Source organism: Devosia alba (assembly GCF_039938915.1).
GTDB classification, from domain to species: domain Bacteria; phylum Pseudomonadota; class Alphaproteobacteria; order Rhizobiales; family Devosiaceae; genus Devosia; species Devosia alba.
In genome coordinates this window covers 74,507-87,057 of the sequence record NZ_JBDUUI010000009.1, presented here as the reverse complement: position 1 = coordinate 87,057, position 12,551 = coordinate 74,507, and the positions used below count along the sequence as shown (strand labels likewise).

13 protein-coding genes are annotated in these 12,551 nt (G+C 62.1%); 4 read left to right on the top strand and 9 right to left on the bottom strand.

Going from position 1 to position 12,551, the window contains the following annotated elements; genetic code table 11:
* Nucleotides 1–29: 29 nt before the first annotated feature.
* Entirely contained in the window at nucleotides 30–1,235 is a 1,206-nt protein-coding gene (locus ABFY71_RS13825) for an ROK family transcriptional regulator (protein WP_347946621.1), read from the bottom strand.
* Nucleotides 1,236–1,408: 173 nt separating this feature from the next.
* On the opposite strand from ABFY71_RS13825, the gene ABFY71_RS13820 reads away from it, so the two are divergent.
* Nucleotides 1,409–2,839 (top strand): sigma 54-interacting transcriptional regulator, encoded by a 1,431-nt coding sequence (locus tag ABFY71_RS13820; protein ID WP_347946620.1) that lies wholly within the window; start codon nucleotides 1,409–1,411, stop codon nucleotides 2,837–2,839.
* Between the two features lie 13 nt (nucleotides 2,840–2,852).
* On the opposite strand, the gene ABFY71_RS13815 is transcribed toward ABFY71_RS13820, so the two are convergent.
* From ABFY71_RS13815 to ABFY71_RS13805, 3 genes are all read right to left on the bottom strand, one after another.
* Nucleotides 2,853–3,821 (bottom strand): DMT family transporter, encoded by a 969-nt coding sequence (locus tag ABFY71_RS13815; RefSeq protein WP_431021537.1) that lies wholly within the window; start codon nucleotides 3,819–3,821, stop codon nucleotides 2,853–2,855.
* Between the two features lie 69 nt (nucleotides 3,822–3,890).
* Nucleotides 3,891–4,082, bottom strand: a complete 192-nt coding sequence (locus tag ABFY71_RS13810) for a hypothetical protein (RefSeq protein ID WP_305582431.1) — start codon at nucleotides 4,080–4,082, stop codon at nucleotides 3,891–3,893.
* 90 nt (nucleotides 4,083–4,172) lie between these two features.
* Complete coding sequence (locus ABFY71_RS13805; RefSeq protein ID WP_305582429.1) at nucleotides 4,173–4,535, bottom strand: DUF427 domain-containing protein; 363 nt, start codon at nucleotides 4,533–4,535, stop codon at nucleotides 4,173–4,175.
* Nucleotides 4,536–4,717: 182 nt separating this feature from the next.
* Between ABFY71_RS13805 and ABFY71_RS13800 the strand changes: the two genes are divergently transcribed.
* From ABFY71_RS13800 to ABFY71_RS13790, 3 genes are all read left to right on the top strand, one after another.
* Nucleotides 4,718–5,008, top strand: coding sequence for a co-chaperone GroES (locus ABFY71_RS13800; protein WP_347946618.1), 291 nt, complete (start codon nucleotides 4,718–4,720; stop codon nucleotides 5,006–5,008).
* Between the two features lie 48 nt (nucleotides 5,009–5,056).
* Nucleotides 5,057–6,700, top strand: a complete 1,644-nt coding sequence (gene groL, locus ABFY71_RS13795) for a chaperonin GroEL (protein WP_347946617.1) — start codon at nucleotides 5,057–5,059, stop codon at nucleotides 6,698–6,700.
* A 186-nt stretch (nucleotides 6,701–6,886) separates the two neighbouring features.
* The gene (locus tag ABFY71_RS13790) at nucleotides 6,887–7,123 is read left to right on the top strand and encodes a BrnA antitoxin family protein (RefSeq protein WP_347946616.1); all 237 of its coding nucleotides are present in this window, start codon (nucleotides 6,887–6,889) and stop codon (nucleotides 7,121–7,123) included.
* Between the two features lie 8 nt (nucleotides 7,124–7,131).
* On the opposite strand, the gene ABFY71_RS13785 is transcribed toward ABFY71_RS13790, so the two are convergent.
* The 5 genes from ABFY71_RS13785 to hisS form a co-directional block, all read right to left on the bottom strand.
* Nucleotides 7,132–7,881, bottom strand: a complete 750-nt coding sequence (locus ABFY71_RS13785; RefSeq protein WP_347946615.1) for a TSUP family transporter — start codon at nucleotides 7,879–7,881, stop codon at nucleotides 7,132–7,134.
* 6 nt (nucleotides 7,882–7,887) lie between these two features.
* The gene (locus ABFY71_RS13780) at nucleotides 7,888–9,111 is read right to left on the bottom strand and encodes a glycosyltransferase family 2 protein (protein ID WP_347946614.1); all 1,224 of its coding nucleotides are present in this window, start codon (nucleotides 9,109–9,111) and stop codon (nucleotides 7,888–7,890) included.
* An 83-nt stretch (nucleotides 9,112–9,194) separates the two neighbouring features.
* Nucleotides 9,195–9,902: an ATP phosphoribosyltransferase gene (gene hisG, locus ABFY71_RS13775; RefSeq protein WP_347946613.1), complete on the bottom strand. Its 708-nt coding sequence runs from the start codon at nucleotides 9,900–9,902 to the stop codon at nucleotides 9,195–9,197.
* Nucleotides 9,899–10,963, bottom strand: coding sequence for an ATP phosphoribosyltransferase regulatory subunit (locus ABFY71_RS13770; RefSeq protein WP_347946612.1), 1,065 nt, complete (start codon nucleotides 10,961–10,963; stop codon nucleotides 9,899–9,901). Before ABFY71_RS13770 ends, hisG begins: the two co-directional genes overlap by 4 nt.
* Nucleotides 10,960–12,456: a histidine--tRNA ligase gene (gene hisS, locus ABFY71_RS13765; RefSeq protein WP_347946611.1), complete on the bottom strand. Its 1,497-nt coding sequence runs from the start codon at nucleotides 12,454–12,456 to the stop codon at nucleotides 10,960–10,962. Before hisS ends, ABFY71_RS13770 begins: the two co-directional genes overlap by 4 nt.
* Nucleotides 12,457–12,551 lie beyond the last annotated feature (95 nt).

Sequence of the window (12,551 nt, the reverse complement as noted above, 5' to 3'; positions counted from 1 at the left end):
CGGCTCTTCCCAAGGCTAATTGCGCCCGCTCAGGTGGAAAACAGCTTCCAGGCGCGCGAGAAGTAGCGCTGGAACAACACCAATTGCGCCGCGCCAGTGGAAGCCGCCGAGGCGCCCATTTGCCCCATCTGAATGGTGGGGTGGTCGGTGGTGAGGGTTGGCAGGTTCGCCAAATAGTATTCGACGCGGTCGATCAGGCGCGCCACAATCGCCCGCGGCATCGCCCCGTCAATAGTGGCATGATCCAGCTCGATCACCGCACCAGCGTTGACAATGGCGGCGGCCAGCGCCCTGCCGGCGGTATCCAGCCACTGGGTGGCGACTGGCTCCAGCGCATCCCAATCCCAGTTGAACGGGCTGCCATTGGGCACCTCCCGACCGGCGCTGGTCAGCAAACGCTGCAGCGCCACTATCGAGGCGAGCAGATGGACATAGGTGGGGTTACCCTCCTCGTCACAAACCAAGATCGAGCCCAGATTGGCCGCATGACCATTGCCCTCCCACAGTTCTCCATTCGCGACCAAGCCGCCACCGACGAATGCCCCCACCTGAAAATAGGCGAACGCCTGGGGGCGCTGGGTGGAACGCGCTACCAATTCAGACCAGCAGGCCGCATTGCCATCATTGAACCACTGCACGGAGACGTCGGTTTCCTGCGCCAGGCGCTCGACCAGATTGAGGTCGTGCCACAAGGCGGCCTGCTCTTGGGGTGCATCCAGCAGGTCGATATTGCGCCCGATATGAGAGGGGCTAGCGACGCCGATACCAGCCAGGCGTGATTGCTGCAATTCAGTCAAGCCGGAGCGGATGGTGGCCACTTCGGCAGCGATCTCGGAAAATATGGTGCGGGCGTCAGGCCAGGGGTAACTGCGGCGGACGCTGGCCAGTGTTTTGCCCGACAGTTCCACCACCAGCACTTCAAAATGTCGCCAGCCGATCTCGATGCCGATTGCCACGGCACCCTGGGGGTTGACGAAAAGCGGCGTGGCGGGCTGGCCACGGCGGCCCCGCAGCACGTCGCCGCGAATAACCAGGCCGCGTGATTCCAGCTCGGCGATGATTCGCGATGTGGTTTGCGGGCCAAGACCGGACAGGCGTGCAAGATCAGCATTGGATGCGCCGGGATTTTGCTCGAGCAAGGTCAATACCGCGCGCTCATTGGTAATGCGCACACCAGACTGGGCGACGCCGCGAGACATTGGATTGAAATCGGGCGGGTCAGAATCCTTTTGCATGGGCGTGACTTAATCGACTGCAACTACTCCGATCAAGCCCAATACAATAATCATTGGCTGAATTCTGGAACGGAAAATTTACCCTGTTAGGAAACAATTGGATCAACACCGGAAAAGCTGCGGGCGCCGCACCACCGGAACTCAAATAGATCCAACCGCGAGGACCGGGCCGCATGGCGATGCAGAATCGAAGCGACAGCAATGCCAGCGGCCGGCTGATGCTGATCGAGCGCGACCAGGCGCAGGCCCAATTGGTGGCCGAGACGCTGGCGCAATACCTTGAACCAAACACCAGCATCACGGTGGTTGCGGGGGGCGAGCCGGCAGCAGCGCTGCTGCGCGAAACCAGCTTTGACATCGTCCTGGCCGATCTATCGAGTCTGGACGATCTGGCACGCCATAGCGATGACGCGGTATTGCGGCTGGTCCGGCTGGCCCAGGGCGCGCTGCTGGTGGCACTGTCGGATGGCGTTTCGGTATCGGCGGCAGTGGGCGCCATGCGGGCCGGCGCGCATGATTATGTGGCCAAGCCCATCAACGGGCCCAGCATGGCTGCCCGTATCGGCGAACTGGCGCAGCGGCACGGCAAGTGTCATTCGCTGGGCATTGAGGCCCGCGGCAAAGCGGGTACGAGCAATTTCGGCGGGTTTATCGGCGCCTCAAGCGCCATGCAGTTTGTCTATGAGCAGATCGGGCGCATCTCGACGTCGTCGGCGCCGGTGTTCATCACCGGGGAAAGCGGCACGGGCAAGGATGTTTGCGCCGAAGCGCTGCACGAGATGGGCCATCGCGCCGGCAAGCGGCTGGTCGCGATCAATTGCGCCGCCATTCCGCGCGATCTGATGGAAAGCGAATTGTTCGGGGTGGCCCGTGGCGCCTTCACCGGCGCGCATGAAGATCGCAAGGGCGCGGCTGAACTGGCAGATGGCGGCACGCTGTTTCTCGATGAGATCGGGGAAATGGACTTGTCCCTGCAGGCGAAATTGCTGCGATTCCTGCAGACCGGCATGCTGAGCCGCGTCGGCGAAGGAGCGGTGCGGCGGGTCGATGTACGGGTGATCTGCGCCACCAATCGCAATCCGATGCAGTTGATCGCTGAAAAGAAATTCCGCGAGGATCTGTTCTACCGGCTGCATGTGCTGCCCATCCATCTGCCACCGCTGCGCCAGCGACCCACCGATATCATGGTGCTGGCGCGCCATTTCCTGGCCCGCTATGCCGCCGAGGAACACAAGCGCTTCACCGGCTATTCGTTTGAGGTCGGCAATATGCTGTCGGCCGCCGAATGGCCTGGCAATGTGCGCCAGCTGCAAAACCTGGTGCGCCGTCTGGTCGTGATGTTTGATGGCGGGGAGATCACGGCGGAGATGCTCGGCGCGGCCGATATCGAGACAAGTGGCATGTCCCGGGTGCCCGAATTAGCGCCACGCGAGGAAAGACGGCCCGCCATTCTGCCGATGTGGCAGCAGGAACAGCGCATCATTGAAGACGCGATCGCTAGTTTTGGCGGCAATGTTTCTTTGGCTGCAGCGGCACTCGAGATCAGCCCGTCCACGATCTACCGCAAACGGCAGGGCTGGGCGGAACTGGCCTCAGCCAGCTAAAATCCAGGAGCGATCAGGGCGTGGCGGCAGCGCGGGCCCTGGCACGATCAAGCCCCAGATAGTGCTCACGCATGATCACCGCGATGCCCGAGGCGACAATAATCAGTGCGCCAGCAATCATACTCAGCGTTGGCACGTCGGCAAACACCAGCAGGCCGATGATAATGGTCAGAATCAGCGAGACATATTCGAAAGGTGCGATCACCGACATATCGGCGTAGCGGTAACACGATGTGAGCAGGAGCTGGCCAACCCCGCCGGCGAACCCTGCACCGATCAGCAGCACGCTTTGTTCCGGCGTTGGCATCAGCCAACCGAACGGCATGGTCAGCAGCGAGATCAGGCTGGCACAGATGAAGAAGTAAATGACGATGGTTTCGGTGCGCTCGGTCTGTACCAGATGGCGCACCTGCATCATGGCAAAGGCCGACATGACTGCGGCCCCCAGAGCCGCCACCGCACCGACGGTTTCCTCGTTGCCCAAAGGCGCACCACCAGAAAACAGGGTCAGGCGCGGCCAGAGAATGATCACCACTCCCACCAGACCGATCAGCACGGCCGACCAGCGAAACAGTTGTACGCGTTCCTTGAGCAGCAGAGCGCTGAACACCACGATAAGCAGCGGCGAAGCGTAGCCGATGGCGGTGGTTTCAGGCAGCGGCAGGCGAGTCAGCGCAAAAAAGCCCAGACCCATGGAGGTGACCCCGATAAAGGAGCGCACGACATGGCCCATGGGATTGCTGGTGCGCAGTGCAGTGTGCAATTGCCGCTTCCAGACCAGATAGGCCAGGACGGGCACAATGGCAAAAACACAGCGGAAGAAGACCAGTTCGCCGGCGGGAATGGTCTGGGTTGCCTTGAGCAGCGTCGCCATGACCACAAAGCTGACCACCGAGAGCACCTTGAGCAGGATGCCGCGAAACGGATCTGCCGCATCGCGCTCAGGATTGGCTTTGGTGGCGGGCGCTGGAGGGGGCACCATTGGCTCGTGGCTGGAAACAAGGCGTAAATTATGCCCGGCGCAGCAGGTTATGGCGCGCCGGGCAGGAAATCAGCTCTTGGCCGCTTCCAGCTTTTCCTTGGCAATGCGCGCGGTCGTGAAAGCCTTGTGCTCTGGTCCGACAGCGCTGCCAGTCTTGACCACCTTGCCGGTGGCGTCGTGAATTTCCCAGTGCCAGTTGGCATTGGGGCCGCTGCCGCCCTTGAGGCTCAGCTTGATCTGAAGAGTGTTGTTCTGGGTCATGACAGCCTTATGGCTTAGCTTTGCCGGGCTTGGAAGGGGCTGGAAGAAAAAGTTACAGTCCCGCCATGTATCGTCGCTACATTGCGGTGATCAAACTACGGAGTGGCGTATCTCGATCCCATCGCCCCAAAAGGCGAGCATGTCGCGGATGGGCTCCACCAAGGGACACGGATCGGGATAGTACCAGACTTGGTCAACACCGGTGGCGGTCAAGGTCTTGATGGTGCAGTACCATGCTTCACCCTTGTAAGGACACTGGGTCCGGGTCTCGGTTTCTTCGAGAATACCGGGCTGGATGTCGCTGCGCGGAAAATAAATGCGCAGGGGCGCGCCGGGCTCGTCGAGCTGCAGGGCGTTGATGGAGCTGCCGATCTCGGCCTGGTCGAAGAAAACGTGCACGCGGCCCTGGACCGGGGTGATCTTGATATCCTTGTCGAGACATTGACGCGTCATAATTACCTGCCATTCAGATTATTGCCGGTTGAATACAAGCAACGTTTGACGGGCTGCAAGGTTCACACGCGCTTGACTCTCCGCAGCCGCAATCCTATATCCCCGACACCTGTTAGCACTCTCCATCTGTGAGTGCTAACAGTCGAGATATTGCATTCAAAATGCTGCTATAGGAGCAAATCATGGGCTTCCGTCCTCTGCACGACCGCGTGGTCGTCCGCCGCCTCGATGGCGAAGAAAAGACCAAAGGCGGGATCATCATCCCCGACACCGCCAAGGAAAAGCCCTCCGAGGGCGTAATCGTTGCCGTGGGCCCAGGCGCTCGCGATGACAACGGTAAAATCACGGCGCTGGACGTCAAGGCAGGCGACCGCGTGCTGTTCGGCAAGTGGAGCGGCACCGAAGTCAAGGTCAACGACGAAGAGCTGTTGATCATGAAGGAAAGCGACATCATGGGCATCATCGAAGCTTAAACCGCTTCACGCCCATTCCTTCTCAACCCATTCCAAGGAGCGCCTCACATGGCTGCCAAAGAAGTAAAGTTCTCCACCGACGCACGCGACAAAATGCTGCGCGGCGTCAACATCCTGGCCAATGCGGTCAAGGTAACGCTCGGCCCCAAGGGTCGTAACGTCGTTATCGAAAAGTCGTTCGGCGCACCGCGCATCACCAAGGACGGCGTAACCGTCGCCAAGGAAATCGAACTGGAAGACCGCTTCGAAAACCTGGGCGCACAGTTGCTGCGTTCGGTCGCTTCCAAGACCAATGACGTTGCCGGTGACGGCACCACCACCGCGACCGTGCTCGGTCAGGCTATCGTTGTTGAAGGCGTCAAGGCAGTTGCCGCCGGCTTCAACCCGATGGACCTCAAGCGCGGCATCGACATGGCTGTCGAAGAAGTTGTGGCTTCGCTGAAGACCGCTTCGTCAAAGATCAAGTCATCGAGCGAAGTTGCCCAGGTCGGCACCATTTCGGCCAATGGCGAAACCGCTATCGGCGAGATGATTGCTGAAGCCATGCAGAAGGTCGGCAATGAGGGTGTCATCACCGTCGAAGAAGCCAAGACCGCCGAGACCGAACTTGAAGTCGTCGAAGGCATGCAGTTCGACCGCGGCTACCTGTCGCCCTACTTCGTGACCAATGCCGAGAAGATGACGGCGGTTCTCGAAGATCCCGTCATCCTGCTACACGAGAAGAAGCTCAGCAATCTGCAGGCCATGCTGCCGATCCTGGAATCGGTTGTGCAGAGCCAGCGTCCACTGCTGATCATTGCTGAAGACATTGATGGCGAAGCACTGGCCACCTTGGTCGTCAACCGCCTGCGTGGCGGCCTCAAGGTTGCTGCTGTTAAGGCGCCTGGCTTCGGCGATCGCCGCAAGGCAATGCTCGAAGACATCGCCATCCTGACCGGTGGCCAGGTGATCTCCGAAGATCTCGGCATCAAGCTCGAGAACGTGACCATCGACATGCTGGGCACTGCCAAGCGCGTTGAAATCACCAAGGAAACCACCACTATCGTTGATGGCGCTGGCACCAAGGAAGACATCCAGGGTCGTGTTGGCCAGATCAAGGCGCAGATCGAAGAAACCACTTCGGACTACGACAAGGAAAAGCTTCAGGAACGTCTGGCCAAGCTGGCCGGTGGCGTTGCAGTGATCAAGGTTGGCGGCTCGACGGAAGTCGAAGTCAAGGAGCGCAAGGACCGCGTCGACGACGCGCTGAACGCTACCCGCGCTGCTGTTGAAGAAGGCATTGTAGCCGGTGGTGGCGTTGCGCTGCTGCGGGCTTCGAGCGCCATGAAGGTCAAGGGCGCCAATGCCGATCAGGACGCGGGCATTGCCATCGTCAAGCGCGCGCTGCAGGAACCTGTTCGCACGATCGCCAACAATGCCGGTGCCGAAGGCTCCGTCGTAGTCGGCAAGATCCTCGAAAACTCCTCGGTCAGCTTCGGCTACAATGCCGCAACGGGTGAATATGGTGACATGATCACCATGGGTGTCATCGATCCGGTCAAGGTCGTGCGGCACGCGCTGCAGGATGCCGCTTCGGTTGCTTCGCTGCTGATCACCACCGAAGCCCTCATCGTCGAGGCTCCCAAGGACGCAGCACCGGCAATGCCCGGCGGCGGCGGCGGCATGGGCGGCATGGGCGGCATGGACTTCTAGTCCAGCCTCACCAAGACTTAGAAGTTCGTTACTTCCCAGTCACGGACTTCTCAGGAAAGGCACGGTGGAAACACCGTGCCTTTCTTTTTGGTACCGCCTCCCGGTACTCAAGGGCACCAAGCTGCCGCTTATTGTATCCGCGCGCGGTTGCGGGGATAACATGGCGCGAACCGGAGGGACGATTCGATGCGACCACCAAGACGCACAGGCAGTGCCATGGACCAGGCGGAAGCTGCCTTCAAAGCCGCCACCAGCAAACCGGTGGAGGCGCCGGCCAAGGCCAAGAGCGTGCCCGAGGGCAAGGAAATGGTGACCCTGCGGCTCGATCGCGCGGTGCTGGAGCATTTTCAGGACGACGGTCCCGGCTGGCAGGACCGCATCAATGCTGCACTGCGCGCGGCGGCGGGCCTAAGCGAGGCCTGACCCCTGCCCTAGCGGAAAAACAACAGGCGCAGCGCCAACGCGATGGAAACCACCACCACCAGCGGCCGGATCAGCCGGGCGCCATAGCGGATGCCGGTATGGGCGCCGATATAGCCGCCCAGCAATTGCCCGATGGCCATGGCCAGTGCGGCCGGCCAGACCACGTCGCCAGCAGTGATGAAGATGGTCAATGCCGCCAGGTTGGAGGTGACATTGAGGATCTTGGTATTGCCGGCGGCGCGGGTGAGACCCAGCCCGAACAGCATGACAAAGCCAATGGTGAAGAACGAGCCAGTGCCGGGGCCAAAAACACCATCGTAGAAGCCGACGGCAAAGCCCAGCAGCGGCACGAAACGGTGGAATGGCAAGCGGGCTGCCTTGTCGGCATCGGACAGGTTGGGCGCGAACAGAAAATAGAGCGCAATGGCGATCAGCGCGATTGGTACGGCGACATTGAGCAGGCTGGTATCAATCTGCTTGACGATCAGCGCGCCACAGAAGCTGCCGGCATAGGTCAGCGCAATGGCCGGTACCAGCGCGGGCAGATTGATGAAACCGCGGCGCCAATAGGTATAGGCGGCCATGCCGGTGCCGAACACCGATTGCAGCTTGTTGGTGGCGAGCGCGGCGACCGGCGGCAGACCCACTGACAGCAGCGCGGGCAGCGCGATCATGCCGCCACCCCCGGCAATGGCATCAACAAATCCGGCCAGCAGGCCGACACCGGCCAGGGCCAGCAGGATCATGGGATCAAGCATAGAAGATCAGGTCCGATCCATCTCGCGATGGCGTTGCTGGGAAGCACTGGGGGTAGCGACTTCGGCGAGGCGGCGTTCATAGATCGGGATATTGATCATGGAGGACATGAAGCCGCTCATCATCATTTGGAACCCCGAGACCAGCGCTGTCATGGCGAGGATGACCGGGCGCATGGTCCTGCTGGCGTTGAGGGCGCCAAAATCGCGGGCCGCCCATTCGCCAACTCCCCAGACCAGCGCCGCAAAGCCCGTCAGCATGAGCAGAATGGCAACCAGCAGGATGCGCTCCAGGGTCAGCGCCTCAAGCAGCCGGTCATAGGTATCGGAGCGCGGAATGAAGCCGTAGCGGGAAGCAAAACGACGACCGATGACGGCAAAGGAGATCGACTGCAGCCCCACAATTACGCAAAGCGCCGCCACCAGAAAGGTGTGGACGTCAAAACTGACACCGCCCAGCCGCACCGGACCGGGCAGCAGGATTGCACCAACGACCAGGCCAACCCACAGCAGGGCAATGCCGGGATACAAGAACAGCCAGCGCGGCGAAAACAGCAACAGAAAACGCAGATGCCGCCAGCCATCGCGAAACGAGCGCAAGTGGGGCGGGCGCGAGCGGCCATCCTTGGCCAGTTTGGTGGGCACTTCACGCACGTCGAACTGGGACAGCGTGGCCTTGACCACCATTTCCGAGGCGAACTCCATGCCGGTGGTGCGCAGGTTCAACCGCAGAATGGCGTCGCGCGAGAAGCCGCGCAGACCGCAGTGGAAATCGCCAATCGGTGTGCGGAAGAACAGACGCCCCAGTGAGCTAAGCACCGGGTTGCCCACAAATCGGTGCAGCCAGGGCATGGCGCCAGGGGCAATGCCGCCGGCGAACCGGTTGCCCATCACCAGATCGGCCCCTGCGCGCAATTGGGCGACAAAGGCGTCGAGCCGGGAGAAATCATAGCTGTCGTCAGCATCGCCCATGATGACGTAACGCCCGCGCGCCGCCTCGATGCCGCCCGCCAGTGCCGCCCCATAGCCGCGCTGCTCGATCGCCACGACGATGGCACCGGCCGCTTCGGCGATTTCGCGCGAGCCGTCGGTCGAGCCATTGTCGGCGATGAGCACCTCGCCAGCGATGCCACTGGACGCCAGGAAGCTGCGAGCCTTGGCGATGCAGGTTGCCAGAGTCTCGGCCTCATTGAGGCATGGCATCAGGATGGTCAGTTCAAGTTGATCAGCCAAATCATCCCCCCGGTCCGCTGCAAGTCAGGTGTGCCGTGAATCGGCTTGCCATGGCAATCTCCCATTGGGCACGGATGGGTCCGTCAGACTTCGGCGGTCACGCCGAGGCGGGACAGCATCTGGTCGCGGATCGCGCGACGCTCCGGCGACCAGCCAGCTGTACGCGAGACGATCAGGCAGGCTTCGCTTTTGAGCATCACACCATCTTCGAGCACGCGCAGGCCGTTGGCTGCCAGGGTCGAGCCGGTGGTGGTGATGTCGACCACGATATCGGCCACACCGGACGCCGGCGCGGCCTCGGTGGCGCCCAGGCTCTCCACGGTGCGGTATTCGGCAATGCCGGCCCTGGCAAAATGCTGGCGGGTGATGGTGATGTATTTGGTGGCGATGCGCAGCCAGCGACCATGCCGGGCGCGGAAATCGGACGCGACATCGGCCAGGTCGTGCATGTGGGTGACATCGATCCAGGCTTCAGGCACGGCAACGACGCAGTCGGCCTGGCCAAAACCGAGCCGGCTGGCGATCGAGACGCTGGCGGGACCGGTTTCGCTGGTTTCGTGAATCAGATCGAGGCCGGTGACGCCGACATCGATGCTGCCACGGATCAGTTCGCGGGCAATCTCGGAGGCCGGGAAGAAGCGCACCGTGACTTCGGGCATGCCATCAATGGCGCCAAGATAGGAGCGCGCGCCACCGGGGCGGGTAATGGTCAGGCCCTTGGACGCAAACCAGTCGCGGGTTAGTTCTTCAAGGCGCCCCTTGGAGGGCACGGCCAGGGTAATGCCACTCATGGCGCAACCTCCGCTTCGAGACGATCAACCCAGACCGAGCAGCCGGATGCGGCGATGGGGGCGGTGGCGCCCAGGCGTTCGAGCAGGCGATCATACTGGCCGCCAGAGGCGAGGATGGCGCCACTCTGACCGGTCAGCTCAAAGACGATGCCGGTGTAATAATCGAGGCGGGGCGAGAAGCCGGCATCAAAGCTGACTTTGGCTTCGCCCAGCCCATTGAGATGGCGGCGCAGGGCGCGAATGGGCGCACCGAGCATCAGCCTATGTCCGGCGGCGAGGGCCTCGATCTGAGTCAGGGCCTGCAGCACAGGCCCGGAAATCGCCAGATAGTCGCGCAGCAGTTTGAGCGTGGCGGGCGGAACAAGAGCGGCGTCGAGCGCCTGCTGTTCGAGATAGCGGTCGGCAATTTCATCGGGCGTGCGGCCGTCCGAGAGGCTGAGGCCGGCGGCGACCATCTGGGCGGTGACGTCCTCGACCAGTTCATCGCGGCTGGGCTGGGCCTCGCGCGGCAGATCGGGCGCGGCTTCGAGCCGGGTGAGCAGGCGGTTGAGCGCCTCGGTGTGGCCAAAGCGGTTGCGGATCCGCGGGCGCCAGGCATCGGGCATATCGGCCTGGGCCAGCAGCGCCTCGAACAGACCGACACCACCGAGGCGAAATTGCGGAGCAACGCCATAGATGGACAAGGCGGCACGGGCGAAGGTCAGCACCTGATCGAGCGCCACATCGCCATCAGGCTGGGCCAGCAATTCGATGCCGGCCTGGTCAAATTGGGCGGCGCCAGTGTCGCGCTGGCGAAAGATGGGTCCGAGATAGGAGAAAGCCGCCGGTTTGCCGACACCATTCTCAATGTAGGCTTTGACGATGGGGAGGGTAAAATCGGGGCGCAGGCAATACTCGGCGCCGGTGGCATCGGTGGTCAGCAACAGGCGACGGCCGAACTCCTCGCCGGCCAGATCAAAATAGGGATCGGCCGACAGCAAGAGTGGCGGCGTGGCGCGGGTAGCCCCCTGCGCCTCGACCAGGGCCTCAAGATTGGCGCGGCGCAGCGCGGCGCCGCTCATGGCTGGCTCAGCAGATTTTGGATCGCTGAAACCAGGTCGTCGCGTTTGATTTCGAACTGGCCGGGACGGGCGGCTTTCCATTCGGCGTTATCGGTGATGGCGGCGGCGGCCAGCTTGCCGGCCACCAGATCCTTGACCTGCAAGATGCCCTGTTCGCGCTCCTGGCTGCCCTCGATGATCACTGCGGGGGCATTGCGCTTGTCGGCATAGGCAACCTGCTTGCCAAAATTCTTGGTGTTGCCGAGGAACATTTCGGCACGGATGCCGGCGCGGCGCAGTTCGGCGACCATGGCCTGGTAGCCGGCGGTCTGATCCTTGTCCATGACCAGCACGACGACTGGGCCGACAGGCTCCTCGGCCTGCAGATTGCCGGTGAGCTTGAGGGCATTGGCCAGCCGCGACACGCCGATGGAAAAGCCGGTGGCCGGGACCGGTTCACGGCGGAAGCGCGAGACCAGCCCATCATAACGACCGCCGCCACCGACCGAGCCGAACACCACGTCCTGGCCCTTTTCGTTCTGCACCTTGAAAGTCAGTTCGATCTCGAAAACCGGGCCAGTGTAATATTCGAGGCCGCGCACCACCGAGGGATCGAGCACCACGCGATCACCGAAACCGCTGGCCTGAACCAGGCCGAAAATGGTCGCCAGTTCCTTGACGCCTTCGAGACCGGTCTCCGAGCCGCCGATCAAGCCCGCCAGGGCATTGATTGTGGCCACGACATGGGCGTTGCTGCCCTTTTCCATGCCCTCGGTCACGTCGCCGCTGGCGACATAGGCCAGCAGGGGCGCGATCTGGTCCGGGGAAAGCCCGGCGCCTTTGGTGAAGTCGCCGCTTTCATCCTTGCGGCCGGCACCGAGCAGCAGCTTGACGCCCTCGACACCGAATTTGTCGAGCTTGTCGATGGCGCGCAGCACGGTGAGCTTTTGCTCCTCGGTGGTGACCCCGGCGGTGGCCAGGACGCCATCCAGCACCTTGCGATTGTTGACGCGGACGATGTACTGGCCGGACAAGCCGAGCGCGTCCATGACATCGGCCATCATCATGCACATTTCAGCGTCAGCCTCGGGGCTAGCGGCGCCGACGGTGTCGGCGTCAAACTGCATGAACTGGCGGAAGCGGCCGGGGCCGGGCTTTTCGTTGCGGAACACATAGCCCTGGCGATAGGAGCGATAAGGCTTGGGCAGGGTTTCGAAATTCTCGGCGAAATAGCGGGCGAGCGGCGCGGTCAGATCGTAGCGCAGGCTCATCCACTGCTCGTCATCATCCTGCAGGGAAAACACGCCGGCATTGGGCCGGTCGGTATCGGGCAGGAACTTGCCGAGGGTTTCGGTGAACTCGAACAGCGGGGTTTCCACCGGGTCAAAGCCATAGCGCTCGTAAACCGCCTTGATCTTGTCGATCATGGTGCCAACGGCGGCGATTTCGCCGGGCGTGCGGTCTTCAAAGCCACGCGGTAGGCGTGGGGCGATCAGCTTGATTTTTTCGGTCATTTTGGCAGTCCTGCTCGGTCGGGCTGTTGTTAGACGATTGGCCCGGCGGAAACAACAGCGGCGGGGCCGGGCTGGCGGCCGGGGGGGCCCCGACC